This is a genomic window from Thermoanaerobacter ethanolicus JW 200 (assembly GCF_003722315.1).
Classification (GTDB): Bacteria; Bacillota; Thermoanaerobacteria; order Thermoanaerobacterales; family Thermoanaerobacteraceae; genus Thermoanaerobacter; species Thermoanaerobacter ethanolicus.
Genome location: NZ_CP033580.1, coordinates 1,659,811 through 1,679,634, shown reverse-complemented (window position 1 = coordinate 1,679,634; position 19,824 = coordinate 1,659,811). Strand labels below are relative to the sequence as shown.

Genomic DNA, 19,824 nt, shown 5'->3' with positions numbered 1-19,824 from the left:
ATTCAGCGTCCTCTCACACCACCGTACGTACCGTTCGGTATACGGCGGTTCATTAGGAATTGTGTACAATTAGATATCTTTGGGATAAACTCTTATAACCTATGCTTTCAAAGTATTTATTTGTAAGAGTCTTATTTAGGATTGGGCTATTGGATATTCTCCAGTAGCCTTTCCTTGTATTGGCGTATTCCCAGGCTTTTTGTTCTTCTACTCCTAGTTTTACTAAGTTATCATGCTTCGTTTTTATCTTCTTCCATTGTTTCCATATACATGCCCTTAGTCTTCGCCTTATCCATTCGTCAAGGGTTTTCATTATGCTTTTCGCGTCTGCTAATCCAAAATAGTTGACCCATCCTGTTGTTATTTGATTTAGTCTTTTTATTCTGTTTTCCATGCTTATTCCCTTGTTCCGATTGGTTATTTCTCTTACTTTTCCCTTAAACCTTTTGATGGATTTTTCATGGATTCTTATTCTTACTTCGTTTTCTTTTGTATAGAATGAAAATCCAAGAAATTTTCTTCTCCATGGTCTATCTACAGCACTTTTGCTTCGTTGACTTTTAGTTTTAATTTGCTTTCTATGAATTTCTTTATGCTCTTCATTACTCTGTTTCCTGCAGACCTGCTTTTTACATATATGTTGCAGTCATCTGCATATCGGCAGAATTTATGCCCTCGTTTCTCAAGTTCTTTGTCTAGTTCGTCCAACATTATGTTTGCTAATAGGGGACTTAATGGCCCTCCTTGGGGTGTCCCTTCTTCTGTTGATACTTTGATTCCGTTTATCATTACTCCTGATTCTAGGTATCTTCGTATTAACTTTAGTACCCTTTTATCTCCTATCCGCTTTTCTAGTTTGGACATTATTATGTCGTGGTTTACTCTGTCAAAGAACTTTTCTAAGTCCATATCTACAACCCATGTGTATCCTTCATTTATGTATGCTTCTGCGGCTTTTATTGCGTCTTTTGCACTGCGTCCTGGTCTGAATCCATAACTGCTATCTGAAAATGTATGGTTGTAGACTTTATTTAGTATTTGGGCTATTGCTTGTTGTATTAGTCTGTCTAGTACTGTAGGTATTCCTAGTAGTCTTACTCCTCCATCTGGTTTGGGAATTTCTACTCTTCGCACTGGTTGTGGTTTGTATTTCCCCTCCAGCAGTTGTTGTTTTATGGTTGCCCAGTTTTCTTTGAGATACGGTAGAAGTTCATCTACTTCCATCCCATCGACTCCATGGCTTCCTTTATTTGCAACAACGCGCTTGTATGCTGCTTCCATGTTCCTTCGTTCTACTATCATTTCAAGCATCTTGCTGGTATATCTTTGTACTTCGTTTCTTCCATCTTCCGACGCCGATGATATACTATGCACTTCCGTTGTCTTTTGAAATTCCATTTCTCTATTCAACGGATAGCCTCTTGGTTGAGTTGTCTGCAGTCTCTGCATATCTTTCGAGTCCATAAGATTTCCAAAACCTCCTAACGTTCGGTCCTTCCTTATCTATTCATGTCTAGATAAGTACTATGACCTCTGCTGACTTCTCAAGGTTCAGCCATACATCACTGCATGGGTTGTCACTTCAGATTTTACTTCCATGACTTATCCTTGAGACCTCCCCGGGTAAGAACGATAACTTTCATCTCATATATCTGCCAGATTTACTGTATGGGATTCGGGTAGTGTTGGACTTCGTTTTGTTACGCAAACTCATCCACCCCAATTCAGCCTCTTATCTGGTTCTTGTTCATCAGACCGAGATTTTGCCTTAAGCTTCCTTCAGATTCCACCTCACGATGGACACCCTTGCTCTTGGCTAGTGGTTCCCACTACCAAGCCCACAGCGGACTTTCACCGCCTAGCTATCGCCCATGCCGGGCGCACGTATCAAAAAAAGGTCTACCCCACGGAGGTAGACCTTTTTTGCCAAAATTAAGCATAAAAATTCCATTCCACCTTCCCTCCGAAGGCGAACTTCCGAAATCTTATGGCAGGTCTCCTGGCTCGCGATTCATCTTCCACCCTGCCTTCCCACCCGGCACATCTCTTGAACGCCAAGCAGTGGCTTATTAGGGCTTCATCCTCGCTCACAGTAGCGGGGGCTGCGCGGGATTTTCACCGCTTTCCCTTTTAACTTCTCAAGACCATAAGATTTTTTGTATTCACTTGTACTCCTATATATTTAATTACTCATTATTTATAAATCTATTTATAACTCTATGCGTTGTGGCATTTAGAAGCAAGGTAAAATTTAATTAACTTATTCCCGCTAAAAATTTTATGCTAGTTTTTACATTGCAGACTTGAAAATATTAATAATATCTTCTAATGTTGCCTTTTTAGGATTTGTAAAACCACATACATCTTTTAATGCATTTTGCGATAACTCTTTAATGTCTTCTTCTTTTACCCCCAGTTCTTTTAACCTCGATGGTATACCAATCTCTTGAGAGAGCTGGTTTATGCTTTCAATAATTTTGCCTCCTATTTCTTTTGTTGTTAATTTATCTACATCTATACCCATCGCTTTCGCTATATATATAAGTTTATTTTGAACTGCCTCAAGATTATATTCCAAAACATGAGGTAATAATACGGCATTACATACACCATGAGGAAGATCGTAAAATCCTCCTAATTGATGAGCCATAGCATGGACATAACCTAAACCTGCGTTATTAAAAGCAATCCCCGCCAAGAACTCTGCATATGCCATCTTTTCTCTTGCTTCAATATCATTTCCATTTTCTACCGCTCTTTTAAGGTAGTTGAATATAATTTCAATAGCTTTCAAAGCAAGTGCATCTGTAAATGGATTTGCATCAATCGAAATGTAAGCTTCAATAGCGTGAGTTAGTGCATCCATGCCACTTGCAGCTGTTAGAGATTTTGGCATACCTATCATCAAGAGAGGATCATTTACTGCTATTAGAGGTGTAATGCGCCAATCCACAATTGGCATTTTAATACGTTTTTCTTCATCTGTAATTATAGCAAATTTAGTAACTTCACTACCTGTTCCAGCCGTGGTATTTATAGCAACTAGGGGCAGTAATAATGCACTATTCCAACCACTACACTTTACTTTGTCTAGACGCTCTACCTCATCAATGAAATTCTTCTCTTTAGCAATGAGGCCTATCCCTTTTGCGCAGTCATGAGCTGATCCTCCGCCGCACGAAATAATAAAATCACACTTATTCTCTATCAAAAGCTTAAGTCCATTTGTTACATTTTTAATTGTAGGGTTGGGTTTTGTTTCATCAAAGACAACATATTCTATTCCTTCTTCTTCTAAAACACTAATTACATTATTCACAAGCCCAGCTCTGACAAGTACTTTATCTGTAACAATAATTCCTTTTTTAAAACCTAATTTTTTGATCTCCCTTCCCACATCTTTTAAACATCCCACACCTATTAAATTTATAGGGGGCATATGGAATTTAAATATTTTCACATTTATCACCTCATATCAAAAACTTTTTTAAAGTTTATAGAAAATACAATCCTTCCTCAATCAATAAATAAGAATACTCTCCTAGTTTATAACTGTAATTTTTGTAAACAAGTCAGTCAACATACTTAGTTTAAAGATGACTATGTTCTCAAAAATGCTAATAAGCCGGTATGCAAAGTTTTTACTTTTGGTCTTTGACTTTTTGTATTTTTAATTTCTTGTGTTGTTTTTTTGGTTTTACAATCCACTAAATCCACTATAAATACAGGAAGAACAAAGATTATTTGTTATCAAAAAAGCTAATTACTTCCGCAGTTTCCTTAGCAATCATGAGTTCTTCATTTGTAGGAATTACAAGCACCTTAATTTTCGAATTTGGTTTTGTTATTTCTACAATTTGATCGCATTTTTTATGGCTATAATTCTTTTCTTTATCATATTCTATACCAATCCATTCTAACCCAATTATAGTTCTTTCTCTTACTTCTGGGCTATTTTCTCCAATTCCTCCCGTAAAGACAATAGCATTCACTCCATCTAGAGTTGTCATGTATCCACCAATATATTTTCTTACTCTATAGCAAAACATTTCTATAGCAATTTGAGCTCGTTGATTTCCGTTGTTTGCTGCCTTCAATATATCTTTTAGATCATTGCTTACCCCTGAAATCCCCAACAACCCAGACTTTTTATTTAAAATCTCATTCACCTTTTCAACACTCATATTTCCCTTTTGCATAAGATATATAATAATTGCAGGATCAATTGAGCCGCTCCGTGTTCCCATCATTAAACCTTCTAAAGGTGTAAAACCCATACTCGTATCTGAAGACTTCACTTTTTTTATAGCACAGATACTTGCTCCATTTCCTAAATGACAGGTTATCAAATTCAACTCTTCTACTCTTTTATTCATAGACTTGTGCAAAATTCAGAAGCCTTAATTTAAGCCATTCTACAGACATACTTTTTTCCTATCACTCTTGAATTTTTTATCTTTTATGTAGGATTTCCCCTCCCATTTGTCGAATTATTATATATACCGCATGAAAATATTTTTTAAGGAGGGGGAAATCCTACATGTACCAGCTTCAATTGCTTTTAAATATACCTGAACTCTTTACTTCTCTGTCTAAAATTGATTTCTATTCTTCTATGTTTAAAAATCTAGACTTGTCTTCAATACCTGAATTCCCTTCCTCTAGTCCTGGCCGTAAGGGTTATTCTCATCATGCAATGTTTAGAGCTTTTATTGTTATGAAAGCTGAAAGATTCGGTACAATTTCTGACCTTTTAGATTATCTCCGCAATAATCTTATCATTGCTCATCTTTGTGGCTTTAACATCCTTAAACCTCTTCCTTCTTATTGGACTTTCCGCCGTTTTATTAATGAGTTCTCTCATGATTATTTGACCTCTATCTTTCAAAATCAAGTCAATATCCTCAAAAATATGGGCATTATCTCTGGTGAGTTTATTTCCATGGACTCTACCCCTATTAAAGCTAACACTAAGTTAAATAACCCTAAGTCTTTTTCTAAAAATAAATTCTCTAAAGATAATCAGCCTAAGTCTGATAAGGATTGTAAATTAGGCGTTTATTCTGCTTCTAATGATTCTTCTAATAAACGTTATAAGTTTTATTGGGGCTATAAAAATCATATTATTGTTGATGCTATCTCTGGATTACCTATCGCTGAAACTACTACTCCCGCTGATGTCCCCGATTTTGAAGTTGCTTTGTCTTTACTTGAAAAGACTAATAAGTGGTTTAACCTTAAGTATGTTAATTTTATTGCCGATAAGGGGTATGATGTTAAGAGAGTTTATAATTTTGTTAGAGATACTCTCCATGGTCATTGTTTTATTCCTCTTAACAAGCGTAATTCTAAAAGTCCCCCACTGACTGATGATGGTTATATGGTTTGTGAAGCAGGTATTAAAATGCTCAAAGACGGCAAGCAGTATTTTGATGGTTTTATTAAGCAAAAATTTGTTTGCAAGTTCTGTAATTCTAAAGATGACTCTGCCTGCCCTATAAAGCATCCTAAATATTTTAATGGCAAAAAGCATAGAGGCTGTACTAAGTATGCTATTATATCTTCTGATTATAGGTCTTCTATTAATAGAGACTCCCTATATTTTAAGGCTGTCTATAGACTAAGAGTAGAATCAGAAAGATATAATTCTCGATTTAAAGCTCTAGATTTTGAAAAGGCTTATGTTAGAAATATTAATTCTGTCAGCAACCTTAATACTTTTGGCCATATTACTTTGCTTACTGTCGCTATTGTAGCTATTAAACTGGGTAAATTTGATGAGTTTAAGTCTCTTAGTGCTCTGATGCAATCGGCTTAACTTTTGCTGAATTTAGTTCATGCCATTTTTTAACATTTGACTTCTACAGGATATTTATGCCCTTTTTTAGCTCCTCTTTTTGCCTTTTCTTTTCCCTTACCACTTCCTTTATGTTTGATTGTCAGTGTTGATTACTATATATTGTATGTCATACATATTTTGGTTTTTGTTCGTGATTATTTTAATTAATTTTGCACATCCCTACTTTTATTCAAGTATTCTGCAGCTTTTAATGCTACATACTTATGCGAAGTTCCATGAAATCCATATCTTCTTATCTTGTGTTTTTCATACAGTTCATACGGTAAAGGGTATAAATATGCATATTCTGGGATAGTTTGATGAAATGCGGTATCAAAAACTCCTATATTGGGTTTGCCAGGTATCTTGTGTTCACAGGCTTCTATCCCCCTTATATTAGCAGGGTTATGCAATGGGGCTAAATCTATGCACTTTTTAAGTAATCTTTTCGATGTTTCATCAATAAGGGTGGGTTTTGTAAAGTATTCTCCTCCATGAGCAATGCGATGGCCAATAGCATCAATTTCATCCAAGCTGCCTAATACTCCTATTGATTGATCTGTAATAAGTTGCAAAACTTTTTGAATCGCTTCTTCATGATTTTGGATCTGCTCAGTAGTTGCACATTCTCCATTTAATGAACTATATTTTACCGTTGAGTCATTCAAACCTATTCTATCAATAATTCCTTTTGCTAATGCCAACTCATTATCTGTTTCAATTAGTTGGTATTTTACAGATGAACTTCCACAGTTAAGGACCAATATCTTCATCAAAGCTTCCTCCATTCATTCCTTCAATATTTTGTTAATTGTTTCTTCCAGTTTCTTCATCCCTTCACCCGTTATTGCTGAAACGAAAATAATATTTTCCATTTTAACTCCGCTTTCAAGTAATAGCTTTTTTCCCTTTAAAGGATTAGCTCCTTTTATATCTATTTTATTTACTACTCCAAAGATTTTTTTGCCTTCAAATGTACTGCAAAAACCAGGTGGTACTGCCATTTTACTGCTTGTCGCATCCTGAACAATAACCACTGCTTTGGCACTTAAGATTTCATTTATAACTGCATAATTGAATTTTCGTATCTCTATATATTCACCGGGAATATCTACAAATTCTCCCATATAAGTTATAGTTTGTGTCTTTAAAACATGATTTTCGCTTTTTCTAAGATTTGCTATCAATGTAGATTTGCCTGCACCTACTGGTCCTACAAATACTATTTTCTTACTCATTACTCTCTACCTTTAACTTTTTGTTATAGGGCACGGAGAAAAGTTCAAAACTCTCACAAGAGTATTCATTATTCGATGAATTGCTTCATCCACTGCTGAAATATTACCTATAATTACCAAAGAACCACTAAAACGGTCTAAAAAACCTATCTTTACTGTGGAAGTTTTCAGAGCAATATCGGCTGCAATTATTGCACCTTCCGCTGGAGTAATTGTCATAATTCCAATCGCTTCTTTTTTCTCTATTCCTAGTTTTTCGCACAACTCTATTTGAGGGCTTGCAATTATATGAGCAAGTGTAATCTGTTTGCCAGGAACATACTCCTGAATGATTCTCTGTTTTTCTTCCATCATTTATTTACACCCACATTTCTAATAACTTTTCGTTAATATTAGCAACAACAGTTGAGGAAACCAATTTTCCCTTTTGCACAGCACTTATTCCTGCATCTATTGCTACTTTAACTGCACTTATTTCACCACCTAAAACAACTATAGCTTTTCCTCCTAAAAATCTTGCTATTTTAATATCAATTATCTCAACGTTTGCTCCTTTTGCTGCCTTATCTGCAGCTTTTATAGCCGAAGAAACTGACAATGTTTCAATAATTCCTATTGAATTATAGTTCAACTTTTTTGATTGCTTTTTTCGTGGGAATACCGTACTTAAAGACGGATGAGGATTTGTTAAAACAACTTCTTCTATTACTCCTTCACTAAACACTTCTTTACCTCTAGATATTGCATTTTTTACCGCGCTTACCTCTCCCTCAATCAACACAATCAGCTTTCCAGGACATATATTATCAATTAATAGTAATTCTACAGGAGTAGCTTTTAGCATCACGTCAGCTGCGTATACTCCTCTCGTTATTTCTTTAAACTCTAACAATCCAATCGCCCGCATAAAAAATCCTCCTTTTAAAACGGTCTCATCTTCCATCAAATGTAAATTTGGGTTTTTTCTAATTTACACTTTCTTTTTCCGCTAATTCTTCTCTTTTCTTCGGCAGATTTGGAGCTATGCAGTAATCATAAATAATTGCTCCCAATACACCACCTACTAATGGTCCTATTATTGGAACAAGTAGCCAATAAGCTCCAGAAAATGCTGCCTTGTCTCCTATTAATGCTGCAAATACTCTTGGACCAAAATCACGGGCTGGATTAATCGCATAACCAGTTGGCCCACCTAAACATAATCCTATCATCAGTATTATAAAGCCTACTCCTACTGGCCAAAGGTTTGCTGCCATACCTATATTATACTGTACATCAGTTACTGCATATATTCCTAATACCAGGACTGCAGTAGCTATCATCTCGACTAAGAACGAATTAGCAAGTGTATAGCTGTCGTTAGCAGCTCCTGTATAGAATATATTCATATATCCATCTTTTATAAAATTGCCTCTATATATTACATATGCTAAACCAGCACCGCAGAATGCTCCTGCTACTTGAACTATCATATATGCTATCGCTTTTCCTAGCGGAAAGCCCCTCCTTACTACTGCTGCTAATGTTACTGCTGGATTAAGATGTGCACCAGTTACGCCTCCTGCTACGTATACTGCTATCGTCACTGCCATTGCCCACCCAAAAGCTATCACATTCCAATCGTAACCTGCACCTGTTTTGAAAATTCCAAAACCATTTAGCCGTGGTGCAAAAAGAACATTAGCCACAACTCCACAACCTAGCATAATCAACAACAAGGTTCCTAAAAATTCTGATAAAACCTCCCCTTTTAAATTTTCTCTTTTCATAAATTATTTCTCCCTCCCTACGATAATTTATTTTTTGTTGTTTTTAGAATTAAATAATCATTTTTACAATCTTATCTGCAAGTTTCTTAACCAGTTGGAAGATGAGACCGTTTTTCTCCCCCCTCTCAATTTTTCGCCTATACTTTAAACTATCCTAAAAGCATCAACTAACACACATCTTCTTTGTCTGGTAAATGTTCTTGCTGAAGTCAAACCCTCACCCGTAGGTCCTGCAATGGTAAATGTTGTATATCCTTCTCCTCCAAACCCTATCCCCGCATATGAAGGAGCATTTTTAACAAAGATGGTAGTTTGGATAGCTCTTGCAAATGCAGTCATGTTTTCTACATTCTTTGAATGCATCATTGCAGTATGTCTATTACCACCTTCTGCTTTTACAGCAAGATTTATAGCTTCTTCTACAGTAGGTACTGTTACAAAAGGGATTACTGGCATGAGCTGTTCGTGGTATACAAGGGGATGTGAAACATCAACTGGCATTACTACTAATCTTATGTCCTTACCTGTTTCGATACCTATCTGCGATAGGATAAAATGAGCATCTCTTCCTATTAAATCTTTATTTATAGCCCCTCCTTGGAATATTAGTTCTGTCATTCTGTCAATATCTTTACCGTGTAATACATATGCACCTTCTCTTTTCATTCTTTCAAGCAACGTATCAGCGATTCTCTCAACAGCGATTATCTCCTTTTCCGCAATACATGGTAAATTGTTGTCAAAGCTTGCACCACATGCAATATCATGTGCTGCCTTTACTATATCTGCAGTTTCATCAACTACTACTGGTGGATTACCTGCTCCCGCGCCAATCACCTTTTTACCACATCGCAAAGCTGTCTGAACGACTGCTTTTCCTCCTGTTACAACTACCATATTTACTTCAGGATGCTCCATTAATTTTTGTGCCGTCTGTATTGTGGGGTTATTTATACTGCAAACTAATCCGTTTGGTGCCCCTACTTTTAAAATTGCTTCATTTATTATTTCCACTGCCTTGTTTGAAGTCTTTTTAGCACTTGGATGAGGATTGAACACAACTGCATTCCCAGCTGCAAGCATACTAATTGTATTGTTAATAATGGTAGCTGTTGGATTAGTCACTGGAGTTATAGATGCTATAACTCCTACTGGCGCCATTTCAACTAAGGTTAGCCCTCTATCCCCCGTCCATGCTGTTGGTTTTAAGTCTTCTGTACCAGGCGTTTTCTTAGCAGCTAATATATTCTTCGCTACCTTATCTTCTACTCTACCTCTCCCAGTTTCACTACATGCTATCTCAGCTAATAGTCGGGCATTGTTTACACACGCTTCTCTTATTGCCGCTATTATTTCTTCCCTTTTTTCCAAGTCCATAAGTGCAAATTTCTTCTGTGCTTCTTTTGCACATTCTACTGCTTCGTTAACATCATTAAAAATCCCAAGATCCGGATTATCCTTTTCCTTTTTTTCTTCTGCTTCTTTTAAATTTATTTCATTTAATATTTTTTTTGTAATAGTAACTACCAAATTTTCATCAATCATTTTGCAAGACCTCCTCACTTATATAAAATTTCTAAAATGTGCTCCATTTCTTTTACACAAGAAGTTGCTACAGCAATATCTTCCTCCACACTTCCTCCACTAACTCCTATCCCGCCTATTAACCGTCCTCCCCACCTTAATGGTATCCCGCCACCAAATGTTACAAAATTTAAACTACTAGCATTATTTATCCCATATAATTCACCACTTGGTTGAGCTAATTCATGCAGCTCAGAAGTTTCCATCTTTAACAAAACTGCTGTTTTTGCCTTGTTAATAGCAAGTTCAATACTTCCTAGCAGGGCACCTTCCATACGCTCAAATGCTATTAAATAACCATATTCATCTACTACTGCAATACACATAGGTTTTCTTATTTCTTCTGCTTTTTCCTGAGCTTTCTGAATAATGTCTTTCACAATCTTAAATAGAATCTTTTCCTCTTTCATTTCATTGCTCACCTTTTCTTTTACACTTTTTGAAATTTCAGTTACTGCCTGTTTAATAATTTCTTCTGTTTCTTCAAATAAGGCACAACAGTATAGAAAATCAGATAATCTGTTGAGATACATTAAAATTTCTTCTCTTATATTTTGGCTCCTCTTAAGTTTTACAGCTTCCCTTTCTGCCCTTCTTACAACTGTTCTCGCAAGATGTAAAGACGAGGAAGACAAATAAGGTCCAGGTAAAATAAAATCCCTAGGCAATTTAATATTTTCAGTAATTTCATCTATTTTCTTTTCCACCCATTTAACTTCTTCTTGAGTAAGCCGTACTTCTAGTTTTTCAGGCTCTAATGTTGCCAGTTCACTGTTAAGAATAAACAAGTCTTCTTCTATTTTTTGCAAATAGCCCCTTACTTGTTCGCTTTTTACACACGACCTTGCCAGCGAGATTGCACTTATAGCCTCATCAACTGTCCCATAGGTTTCAACTCGTTGGTCACACTTTTCTACCTTCCTGCCTCCAATTAGAGATGTTTCTCCCTTATCCCCCACTCTGGTATATATCCTCATTTCAAGCTCGCCTCTTCTATTTCAATATTATCTACAATTCCCACTATAGCCGCATCTATAGGAACACTTTCATTCGCTGCAACTCTCGTTGCAGTACTTCCTCTTACAATCAAAACTGTCTCCCCAATTCCAGCACCTACTGTATCTACTGCTACTAATAGTTCACCATTTTTACTTTCTTCTTTTTCATCTGCTTTGTTAATAAACTTCATAGGCTGTACTATTAATAATTTTGTCCCTATTAAAAAGTCATTCTTTTTTGTTGCAACTACATTTCCTACTACCTTTGCTAATTGCACTTTACCCACACCGCCTTACTTTTTACTTACTTTTTAGATTATGTTTTTATAACTTTTAATTGGTTGTCACGGATAAAGTCCATTGCCAACGGTGTTATTATTGAGTCTTTTGCTATCTCAATTGTATCTATCTTCCCTTTTAACCCTATTATATCTTCTCGAGTTATTATTTTCTTTTCTAATCTGATATTTTTCGCTCCATTATAGTAAGAATTTTCCCTTTTGCTTTTTTCTTCTTTATTTATTTTTTCTGCAATTGAAAAGCTATTACTATTAAGATAACCTAGTACTTTTTTTGCCAGCTCAAATGAATTACAAAGTTCTATCCCATAGCTTTCAATGTCTTTGAAAATCTTGTCGTAAGAATTTTTTAAAGCAGGTGGGAAATTCGAAAAACCTAACTCTCTCCACGTCTCTACGTTTAGATCTGCAGCATCCCTTACTGCCACTATTGGAACGTCTGATAATACACAATTAATTGCAATTTGAGTTGGAAGGGTATCTAAAATAAGATGGGATATTTTTGAAGCAGTATTTCTTGTCAAGGTTGCAAAAATGACCATGTTATGTTTTTGAACACATTCTCTTGCGTTTATAGCTTCACCTTCTTCAATAACCTCCACACTCTCAAGCTGGTCAGAGATCATTTTTTTGTTAAAAATTTGCGACGCTGCCCTAGAAAATACAAGAGTATATTCTACCATACTGTTTTCTTTTATTTTTTTCAGCTCGTCTAGCGATATATCAAAATTTACTTTTCCACCAGTAAAAACTACAAGAATTTTTTTTGAAAGAAACTTTTTTACAACTTCCTCTACTATTCTTTTTATCATTTCAATTGAAATATCACTCATTTAAATTCACCCCTTTTCACAGGAAAGAGCTATGCCTAATGGAGTTATAAAAATAGGATACTGAGGGACTATCACTTTTTTCCTTGTCGTATTTTCTACTACTTCTTTCAAACCATGCAATGCACTTGCTCCTCCTACTAGATAAATAGTATCTATATTGTCAAAAGAAAAAGTATGCCTTTTTATAATTTCAGCTACTTTCTCCATGCATGGTTTTAAAATAGGAGTCAGCAATTTCTGCCTTTGGACATCTAGTTTTATTTTCTCTGCCTCTTCAAAACTGATGTTGAAATGTCCCGCAAGTACAAGTGTAAAATGCGTACCTCCCGTAGGCTCATCTGCAACATATACGACCTTCCCATCCTTCAATACAGAAATTCCTGTTGTGCCTCCTCCTATATCCACCACTATACCATCCATAATTTCTAGCAGTTTTGCAGCTGCGGTTGGTTCATCTACCACCTTTATTACTTCTAAACCAGCTTCTTCTACGACATATTTTGTTGCTTTTGACACTCCTTCCCCTGTCCCAGGAGGAATAGCACATGCCGCAACTCTAAGTTTCCCTTCTAACTCTTCATTCAGGAAATCTACCATTCTCTTCACTATCTCTTTTGCCCCCACAAAATCTACTACTACACCATCTTTTACAACCTGGGCACTCTTCATTGCCCCTGCAACTGGTTCATTATTCTCATTTAGCACTGCTACAACTACATTTGCTGTTCCTAAATCAACCCCTATCTTGTATTCTTTACCTTTTTTTTGAGGCTTTTTGTTTATAATATTTGCAAATTTCTCACATATCTTTTCAGATATTTTAGGTACAACTTTTGTATCCATCTCTTTAATGCTCCCTTTTAAATCAGTTTTCCTCCTTATAGTAAGATATACCCTTTTGCTTGGTTCTTAATTCCTGCTGCGTTTGCTTCATCAGTATCTACGTGCATTTCTAATACGAATTTTTCTGAAACTCGTGCAAGGACGTTTTCAAATATCAATTTCCTTTCCTCACCTACTTCTACCTTTAACAAGTTTTTATCTTTTATTCCTATCTTTTCTGCTAAATTTTTTGGCATATGAACATGTCTCATGGCAACAATTACACCTTCTTCAAGTTTAACCGCACCCATTGGCCCTACAATGATACATCCAGGAGTACCTTCATGATTCCCTGAATCTCGCACCTGAGCTTCTATTCCCAATGTATAACAATCTGTTTTGGAAACTTCAACCTGTGTTCTCTTCCGTGCTGGCCCTAAAATTCTCACGCTTGGCAAAATACCCTTAGGTCCTACTATTATAACCGTTTCTTTTGCAGCAAATTCACCAGGCTGCATTAAGTCTCTTATGGGAGTAAGAGTATAACCCTTGCCAAATAAAGCTTCCATGTGTTCTTCGCTTAAATGAACATGTCTTGCTGATACATTTATTGGTACTTCTATTTTCCTTCTACTTTTAACTCCTTCTTTTTCTTCATAATCCCTAATTTCTTTTATTATAATCCGGGTAAGTTCTTCAATATTGAGGCAGTCCATCATATCACCTCATTTTTAGCTCGTTGTAATGAATGCACAGTGTACGTGGTTCACCTTTTTTACGTGGACATGCAGGATCTTTGCAGAGATTGCACGTATATGCCATTCCTTCCTTATCATCTTCTTCCTCTACTTCTCCAGTTTCTTCTTTAGCCTCACTTTTATCCTCTTTCTCAAATTTCTGTTCTATTTCTCTTTTCTCTATTGTCTCTCCTTCTGTTACTTTTATCTTTGGCTCAGAATCGTTTTTCTCTTTTTCCTCTTTCTCGATAACTGGCATCAATAAAGTAAGGTTTTTTTCTTCTCCCACAATAAATCCTACCTGCTTATCAGGCCGAGGTATTATATGAACTGCATAAACTTTGCCTACCCTTAAAGCCGCTGCTTTGCCAGCTTCTACTGCTGCTTTCACAGCTCCGACATCTCCTTTTATCTTTACTGTTGTAAGACCACTACCTCTAGCTAATTCGTAACCTATTAGTTTTACATTGGCTGCTTTAACTGCTGCATCAGCGGCTTCAATTGCTGCAACAAGCCCTACTGTTTCTATTAATCCTATGGCTTCACTCATACCACCTCTCCACCTCACTTTCTTACGCAAAAACTAATGGTAAATTTTTGGCTAACCTAGCTGCATTTATACCAATATTTCTATACAAATTGGGATCGTACTTTTCTCCTCTCAGCGTCTGAATAGGCAAGTTGGGTGGTAAACGTCTCTGCAGCAATGCACAATCTCCATTTTTCAAAACCCCAATCCCAATTCCTAAGTTAGAATTTCTTGAAGCGTTTTGTGCTAAAACCTCTACAGAATCTTCAACCTTTTCTACTTGTTGGATTTGAAAGGGTACGCCTTCTTCTTCTAAACCTTCGCAAATTTTCTTTAAATATATGTTTGTTCCTTCTATTGTATCACAATATATAAGTACTACAGGTTTTTTTATTTCATCCTTACTCATTTCCTTTTACACCTCGACAAAACCAATCCTGTTGCTACCGCATTTCGTGGTCCTTCTACATTTCTTATATTACCCCTTCCCGCTACAATACCATAGCCTGCTAATGTATCAGAAATCATTTCTGGGATTTCAAAATCTAATGCTGATCCTCCCACCATTACCACAAAGTCTATTAGTCGAATATTACCTGCAGGAGCTACTTTTGAAAGAGCACGTAATGCGTTAGTAACAAAAACTTTTCTTTTTGCATTTCGTCGGACATTTATTACCTTTTCCATGTTCAACTCTGGTGGTAATGGTAAAAGCCCATCTTCTCTTAATAAGCACACTCTTGCAAATGTTCTTGGATCTAATGGTTCTTTGAAAAATCTTACTGTTCCATCTTCTAAACGAATGGAAAACAAGCTTTCTACTCTACATACCGGATATTTCTTTATATCTTCTACCAAATATTTATCTTCTATCCCTAGTTCTGTTTTTATTAACATATTAACCATTTCTCCTGCGCCTGCCATATGAACGCTTTTCACTTCCCCGTTTTTAGTCATTAAAGCCGCATCAGTAGAACCTCCTCCTAAATCAAGTATTGCTAATGGCAACTCTGTACCCGGTGTAGTAAGTGCACCTATGATGGCCATATTTGCTTCAATTCCTGCTATTTCAACAGCAATGCCAATTTCCTGTTCTATTTTTTGAGCAACCTTTTCCATTGGTAATTTTGAACTTTTTACCATTGCAGCAAGTGCCACTGCATTTTCAGATGAAAATTCCTCTGCAATTCCGCCTTTTACTTTTTGCCGCACTAAGGTATCTACTGCAAGCACATCTTGAATTTGAATATTAGAACTGTCTTGCCCTGTCACATCTGCCATGGTTTCTTTTATCCTTGCAATTAAGCCTCCAACGTTAGTACCCGGAGTCCCTTCCGCATCTACAAGTGGCCATGTGCTTTCTACTGCACTCATGATTGCCTCTGCACCTTCTTCAATGTCTACAGTAAAGGTTCTGTTGTTTCCCTTTATAATTAGGGTTCCTGCCGGTATTTTCCTTTCCTGAACTTCTCCTTTTGGAGTCCTTATAACTACTGCTGATCGGTTACCTATCAAAGCTCTTGCTACCGGTACAATATTTTTGGTTTCCTCTGCCGTCAAATTAAAAACCGATGCTATTCCATAGGGATTTGAAAGAGTTTTAATTGTGTATCCAGGTTCCGCCACTTCCACACATGCTAACATTCCTATTGGAACTTTCTCTATTTGTTTTACTTCATCAACAATTGGAATCCTTCTTTGAAGTCTAGTGGCAATTAAAACTCCGTCATCCTTTTGTGCAATTGCTCCTTTTACTTCTACTCCTTTGGAAAAAGCATTATTTATAATCTTTGCAGCATCTTCATAATCAACATTTTTAGGGATCACTACAATTACTTCTTCCCCGTGTTTACATTTTTCTAATTCAAAGATGGGGATAGTAATACCTATCCCCAGCCCCACCCCTCCCGGAGTTGTGGGATTGTGACCTATCATTGTAGATTCTGTGATTATTGTTTCAGTAATAGCTTCCATCGCAATATCTGAAATAACGGGTGTAGCTTCATTTATTCTCAGCAAATCTATATCTTTAATAGTTAAATTGGCCTTTCTTACAGCATCTTCTAAAGCATGTCGAACACCTTCAACATTTTGAGGCGTTCCTTTAATACCCGTCGTGTTTGAAATACCACTCGCTAAAAACCTTATTTCGTCCCCGTTCACTTTTGCTAACGCTACCTCAGTAGTGCTATTCCCTATGTCTACACCTGCAATGATCATATTTGTCTCCTCCACCCATGTTATTCCATACCTTTTAACCTACCACGTCTCTCATACACCTCCGCAGCTTCTCTTACAAAGGCTGCACACACCTTCGCCCCATATGCATTATCAAGTTCATCAGCTATCGCTAACAATTCTTCTTTAGTAGAACGATAAGGCCTCAGCGCATTGTAAATTTCAAGAATTCTTTTGTCAGGCACTTTTGTAAGCTCGGCTGCACGTCTAAAGTTATTTGCTAGTTGCTTTCTCCCTGCTGCTTCAGCTATTTCTGCTTGAGCTAACAAGGTTTCTGGTGAAATCTTAAGATCATCTGGTAATACTTTGCCTTCTCTTACAGCTTGAAGTGTTATTTCATTTATTGTCTTGCCTGTTATACTTTTCGCTAATTCAGGTTTATTTTTCGCAAGTGGATAATCTCTCTTAGGATCTAACTTTGGCAAAGAAGAGCTTGCCGTTTTTTGCTGATTTTGTGTTCCTTTATCACTTGTCAAGTTGGTTAATACTTCTCGTACTATTATTTCAAGGGTCTTTTCATCTATCACTCTTATTCCCCCCTTTTCTAGCAAAAGACACCTTTAACTCTACTGGTTTAGCACCAGTTTGCACATATTTGGTTTCAAAATTATGCATTACTGCAGCTATTGCCTGGTATTTAGGCCTTGCCATTTGATCGTTTTGTACAGGAACTGGTGTAGGAGATTCGCCTTTGGCATACAGTGCAGCATTTCTTCCAATTGCTCTATACGTTTCTAGAGTCAAAACTGGACATTGTGGGAAAAGTTCTAGGTTGTTCAAAGGTTGTAAGTCTTTCTGATGAATAACAACCGTACCTCGTGATTGAATACCAATTCCAATTCCCGACCCCGAAAGTTTTGCAGCTGTGTGGGCAATGAACCCAACATCAGCTGTGTGTTTCACTCTTACTATTCGTGCTTTTAATCCTTGTTCTGTAATTCCTGATATTATTTCGCGAAGGATATTACCCAGTGGTATACCAATGATATTTTTCTTAAATTTTATATAAAAGCCAGGAGAAACCCCTATTACAACCTCATCCACATTTACACCTTGTTTTGCTTCCCCTATCTCCTCAATTATCATTTCCCATTCTTGATTTGCATCATCTGATGATTGTGTCGCTGGAGCTGCAATTTCAACATTTTCCAACTTTTTCAAAACTTCCTTTACAATTTGCTCAACCAATGATTCTGTTTTAACCATTCTTACACTATCCCCCTTTATTTATCAAACTCTTCAGGCTAGATCTTCTGGCTTAAGCGCTTGTGGTACATTCTTGATTCGCTCCCATCTCTCTTTTGAAAGCCTGAAGCCTGTACCAGGGCCTTTATAGTCATTTGGATTATTTACAGCCGAATCTATGTTAAAGTCTTTATCCAAAACAGCTGACGTCTGCAAATAATCACCTGCTATCCTCTGTTTGAGCATGTTCAACACATTTTCTGCTACATCTGTAAATCCACTTTCCGCTAATGCCTTTACAACGTCAAGACCTGTTAGCCCTTTCTCCATGAGTTCTGTTGCAGCTTTGAGATCTGCATTGACATCTCTTGGAGGCATATCTTTTGAACCATGCGCATATGTTGCTGCTTCCACTTCTTCATCTGTAATAGGCGGCAGATTCAACTTCTTGAATACCGATTGTAAAGCTCTTGCTGCCTTGTTCCTTACAGCAATAACCTCATCTTCTGTCACAGGACTTACTCCACCTTCTACCATCAGATCTCTCTGCAACATGAGATAATCGTCAAAGTCCTCTGCATCAAAATTAGAACCTGCAAACATATTATCATAGTTTGGTACAGCACTATATCCTGAGAAGATAAGGTCGGTACCTGGCAACATTAGCAATAATGTTCTTGCCGTTCTTCTGATATCAGAATGAGAGAATGTCTGGTCATTACCAGATGCAACTTCTAAATCCTCCATCATTGTGATAAGGTTCTCAGCAGCAACAGCTCTAATGCCCCCTGGTACGGCACCTGGAACACCAATGCAACTTATAGAACCATTTTGTAATCCTTGAACTCCTGCACCTTTTGCTATCATCACACAGCGTGCTTCAAGGTAAAGCATTGATTTCCCTTCTGCGAATCCCATTTGACACTCAGAACCTGTTCCTGAAGTGAATCTCATCTTCAACCCTCTTGAAGCATATGCAGAAGCAAGAAATGCTTTTGACCATGGAGTATCATCGCCATCTACGAATACTTGCTCTGTGCCATACACAGAAATGGTTTCCGCATAGGAAGTAAAGCCTCTCATACCAATCGTTAACTCAAATGATTCCTCTAACGCATCTTGTGTAAGCACTCCACCACGTCCTGTTTGAGAACCAACTAGTAGTGCTAAGGCGTTGAAAGGTGCATATCTTGTTATTCCTACTGTCGTTTCTAGCTCATCAAATCCACGTAATGCTGCTTCTGCTGCATCTGCTGCAATAAGCACTGGATTATCGCGTAAATTTGTAACATGTGCCTGGTTACCTGGTCTCTTTCTTGCTCTCATCTTTTGTATAGCCATCATAATCTCAACAACATTCAAGTGGTTGACAACTTCCACTACTTTTGCAGGTGTTAAGCCTGATACAATCTTTACTATTTCTTCTCTTGGAACGTTTATATCTACCAACATCCTTGCAATTTCTAGGCTATCCATCCCCATAGCCTTTTCAGCCATTTCTATGTTGATTGCGTAATCTGCGATAAACTGCTCAATCATATCAAATTCTTCGCGTTTTTTACCATCCATTTCAACAATTTTACCATTTTCTATTTTAATGCTTGGTTTAGGATCATTAGGGCTGTTTACAGCAATCAAGCCTACTTCTGGCCATTCTGCTATAATACCGTCTTGATTCACAGGTCTTTTAGCTAATACTTCAAATCGCTTAGACCTCATTCTCACTCCCTCTTTTCTTTCAAATTTGTTTCGC

General features: G+C 36.9%; 20 protein-coding genes, 1 pseudogene and 1 riboswitch. Of the genes and pseudogenes, 1 reads left to right on the top strand and 20 read right to left on the bottom strand.

Going from position 1 to position 19,824, the window contains the following annotated elements:
• Positions 1 to 52 precede the first annotated feature (52 nt).
• The 3 genes and pseudogenes from ltrA to EB239_RS08315 form a co-directional block, all read right to left on the bottom strand.
• Positions 53 to 1,464: pseudogene (ltrA, locus tag EB239_RS08330) on the bottom strand (group II intron reverse transcriptase/maturase).
• A gap of 508 nt (positions 1,465 to 1,972) precedes the next feature.
• Positions 1,973 to 2,164, bottom strand: a riboswitch (cobalamin riboswitch).
• A gap of 126 nt (positions 2,165 to 2,290) precedes the next feature.
• Entirely contained in the window at positions 2,291 to 3,460 is a 1,170-nt protein-coding gene (locus EB239_RS08320) for an iron-containing alcohol dehydrogenase (protein ID WP_003871583.1), read from the bottom strand.
• 280 nt (positions 3,461 to 3,740) lie between these two features.
• On the bottom strand, positions 3,741 to 4,376 hold the full coding sequence (locus tag EB239_RS08315) for an acetate/propionate family kinase (RefSeq protein WP_318261360.1): 636 nt from the start codon (positions 4,374 to 4,376) through the stop codon (positions 3,741 to 3,743).
• Between the two features lie 164 nt (positions 4,377 to 4,540).
• On the opposite strand from EB239_RS08315, the gene EB239_RS08310 reads away from it, so the two are divergent.
• Positions 4,541 to 5,818: a transposase gene (locus EB239_RS08310; RefSeq protein ID WP_129545131.1), complete on the top strand. Its 1,278-nt coding sequence runs from the start codon at positions 4,541 to 4,543 to the stop codon at positions 5,816 to 5,818.
• A gap of 185 nt (positions 5,819 to 6,003) precedes the next feature.
• Here the strand turns inward: EB239_RS08310 and EB239_RS08305 are convergent, their stop codons facing one another.
• The 17 genes from EB239_RS08305 to EB239_RS08225 form a co-directional block, all read right to left on the bottom strand.
• Entirely contained in the window at positions 6,004 to 6,612 is a 609-nt protein-coding gene (locus tag EB239_RS08305; RefSeq protein WP_003870153.1) for an acetate and sugar kinases/Hsc70/actin family protein, read from the bottom strand.
• A 15-nt stretch (positions 6,613 to 6,627) separates the two neighbouring features.
• The gene (locus EB239_RS08300; protein WP_003870152.1) at positions 6,628 to 7,077 is read right to left on the bottom strand and encodes a EutP/PduV family microcompartment system protein; all 450 of its coding nucleotides are present in this window, start codon (positions 7,075 to 7,077) and stop codon (positions 6,628 to 6,630) included.
• A 12-nt stretch (positions 7,078 to 7,089) separates the two neighbouring features.
• The gene (gene eutS / locus EB239_RS08295; RefSeq protein WP_003870151.1) at positions 7,090 to 7,431 is read right to left on the bottom strand and encodes an ethanolamine utilization microcompartment protein EutS; all 342 of its coding nucleotides are present in this window, start codon (positions 7,429 to 7,431) and stop codon (positions 7,090 to 7,092) included.
• Positions 7,432 to 7,435: 4 nt separating this feature from the next.
• On the bottom strand, positions 7,436 to 7,984 hold the full coding sequence (locus tag EB239_RS08290; protein WP_003870150.1) for a BMC domain-containing protein: 549 nt from the start codon (positions 7,982 to 7,984) through the stop codon (positions 7,436 to 7,438).
• Between the two features lie 58 nt (positions 7,985 to 8,042).
• Positions 8,043 to 8,846: an MIP/aquaporin family protein gene (locus EB239_RS08285; RefSeq protein ID WP_003870149.1), complete on the bottom strand. Its 804-nt coding sequence runs from the start codon at positions 8,844 to 8,846 to the stop codon at positions 8,043 to 8,045.
• Positions 8,847 to 8,990: 144 nt separating this feature from the next.
• Positions 8,991 to 10,391, bottom strand: coding sequence for an aldehyde dehydrogenase family protein (locus EB239_RS08280; RefSeq protein ID WP_003870148.1), 1,401 nt, complete (start codon positions 10,389 to 10,391; stop codon positions 8,991 to 8,993).
• A 14-nt stretch (positions 10,392 to 10,405) separates the two neighbouring features.
• Positions 10,406 to 11,407 (bottom strand): cob(I)yrinic acid a,c-diamide adenosyltransferase, encoded by a 1,002-nt coding sequence (locus EB239_RS08275; protein ID WP_003870147.1) that lies wholly within the window; start codon positions 11,405 to 11,407, stop codon positions 10,406 to 10,408.
• Complete coding sequence (locus EB239_RS08270) at positions 11,404 to 11,706, bottom strand: EutN/CcmL family microcompartment protein (protein WP_003870146.1); 303 nt, start codon at positions 11,704 to 11,706, stop codon at positions 11,404 to 11,406. The genes EB239_RS08275 and EB239_RS08270 overlap by 4 nt, the downstream gene beginning before the upstream one ends.
• 38 nt (positions 11,707 to 11,744) lie before the next feature.
• Positions 11,745 to 12,560: a flavoprotein gene (locus tag EB239_RS08265; RefSeq protein ID WP_003870145.1), complete on the bottom strand. Its 816-nt coding sequence runs from the start codon at positions 12,558 to 12,560 to the stop codon at positions 11,745 to 11,747.
• 6 nt (positions 12,561 to 12,566) lie between these two features.
• On the bottom strand, positions 12,567 to 13,403 hold the full coding sequence (eutJ, locus tag EB239_RS08260) for an ethanolamine utilization protein EutJ (protein ID WP_003870144.1): 837 nt from the start codon (positions 13,401 to 13,403) through the stop codon (positions 12,567 to 12,569).
• Between the two features lie 35 nt (positions 13,404 to 13,438).
• Entirely contained in the window at positions 13,439 to 14,098 is a 660-nt protein-coding gene (locus tag EB239_RS08255; protein WP_003870143.1) for a phosphate propanoyltransferase, read from the bottom strand.
• Between the two features lie 4 nt (positions 14,099 to 14,102).
• Positions 14,103 to 14,669 (bottom strand): BMC domain-containing protein, encoded by a 567-nt coding sequence (locus EB239_RS15260; RefSeq protein WP_003870142.1) that lies wholly within the window; start codon positions 14,667 to 14,669, stop codon positions 14,103 to 14,105.
• Between the two features lie 22 nt (positions 14,670 to 14,691).
• The gene (locus EB239_RS08245) at positions 14,692 to 15,057 is read right to left on the bottom strand and encodes a glycerol dehydratase reactivase beta/small subunit family protein (RefSeq protein ID WP_003870141.1); all 366 of its coding nucleotides are present in this window, start codon (positions 15,055 to 15,057) and stop codon (positions 14,692 to 14,694) included.
• Positions 15,054 to 16,868, bottom strand: a complete 1,815-nt coding sequence (locus EB239_RS08240) for a diol dehydratase reactivase subunit alpha (protein WP_003870140.1) — start codon at positions 16,866 to 16,868, stop codon at positions 15,054 to 15,056. The genes EB239_RS08245 and EB239_RS08240 overlap by 4 nt, the downstream gene beginning before the upstream one ends.
• A 20-nt stretch (positions 16,869 to 16,888) precedes the next feature.
• A complete protein-coding gene (locus EB239_RS08235) occupies positions 16,889 to 17,413 on the bottom strand; it encodes a diol dehydratase small subunit (protein WP_003870139.1) in 525 nt (174 codons plus the stop codon).
• Entirely contained in the window at positions 17,403 to 18,092 is a 690-nt protein-coding gene (locus EB239_RS08230) for a propanediol/glycerol family dehydratase medium subunit (protein ID WP_003870138.1), read from the bottom strand. The genes EB239_RS08235 and EB239_RS08230 overlap by 11 nt, the downstream gene beginning before the upstream one ends.
• Positions 18,093 to 18,125: 33 nt before the next feature.
• Positions 18,126 to 19,790 (bottom strand): propanediol/glycerol family dehydratase large subunit, encoded by a 1,665-nt coding sequence (locus tag EB239_RS08225; protein WP_003870137.1) that lies wholly within the window; start codon positions 19,788 to 19,790, stop codon positions 18,126 to 18,128.
• Positions 19,791 to 19,824: the final 34 nt, after the last annotated feature.

Bases quoted from the DNA above. Each gene is read 5' to 3' on its own strand.
- EB239_RS08315 (WP_318261360.1), bottom strand. From the start codon at position 4,376: ATGAATAAAAGAGTAGAAGAGTTGAATTTGATAACCTGTCATTTAGGA.
- EB239_RS08310 (WP_129545131.1), top strand. From the start codon at position 4,541: ATGTACCAGCTTCAATTGCTTTTAAATATACCTGAACTCTTTACTTCT.
- EB239_RS08305 (WP_003870153.1), bottom strand. From the start codon at position 6,612: ATGAAGATATTGGTCCTTAACTGTGGAAGTTCATCTGTAAAATACCAA.
- EB239_RS08300 (WP_003870152.1), bottom strand. From the start codon at position 7,077: ATGAGTAAGAAAATAGTATTTGTAGGACCAGTAGGTGCAGGCAAATCT.
- eutS (WP_003870151.1), bottom strand. From the start codon at position 7,431: ATGATGGAAGAAAAACAGAGAATCATTCAGGAGTATGTTCCTGGCAAA.
- EB239_RS08290 (WP_003870150.1), bottom strand. From the start codon at position 7,984: ATGCGGGCGATTGGATTGTTAGAGTTTAAAGAAATAACGAGAGGAGTA.
- EB239_RS08285 (WP_003870149.1), bottom strand. From the start codon at position 8,846: ATGAAAAGAGAAAATTTAAAAGGGGAGGTTTTATCAGAATTTTTAGGA.
- EB239_RS08280 (WP_003870148.1), bottom strand. From the start codon at position 10,391: ATGATTGATGAAAATTTGGTAGTTACTATTACAAAAAAAATATTAAAT.
- EB239_RS08275 (WP_003870147.1), bottom strand. From the start codon at position 11,407: ATGAGGATATATACCAGAGTGGGGGATAAGGGAGAAACATCTCTAATT.
- EB239_RS08265 (WP_003870145.1), bottom strand. From the start codon at position 12,560: ATGAGTGATATTTCAATTGAAATGATAAAAAGAATAGTAGAGGAAGTT.
- eutJ (WP_003870144.1), bottom strand. From the start codon at position 13,403: ATGGATACAAAAGTTGTACCTAAAATATCTGAAAAGATATGTGAGAAA.
- EB239_RS08255 (WP_003870143.1), bottom strand. From the start codon at position 14,098: ATGGACTGCCTCAATATTGAAGAACTTACCCGGATTATAATAAAAGAA.
- EB239_RS15260 (WP_003870142.1), bottom strand. From the start codon at position 14,669: ATGAGTGAAGCCATAGGATTAATAGAAACAGTAGGGCTTGTTGCAGCA.
- EB239_RS08245 (WP_003870141.1), bottom strand. From the start codon at position 15,057: ATGAGTAAGGATGAAATAAAAAAACCTGTAGTACTTATATATTGTGAT.
- EB239_RS08240 (WP_003870140.1), bottom strand. From the start codon at position 16,868: ATGATCATTGCAGGTGTAGACATAGGGAATAGCACTACTGAGGTAGCG.
- EB239_RS08230 (WP_003870138.1), bottom strand. From the start codon at position 18,092: ATGGTTAAAACAGAATCATTGGTTGAGCAAATTGTAAAGGAAGTTTTG.
- EB239_RS08225 (WP_003870137.1), bottom strand. From the start codon at position 19,790: ATGAGGTCTAAGCGATTTGAAGTATTAGCTAAAAGACCTGTGAATCAA.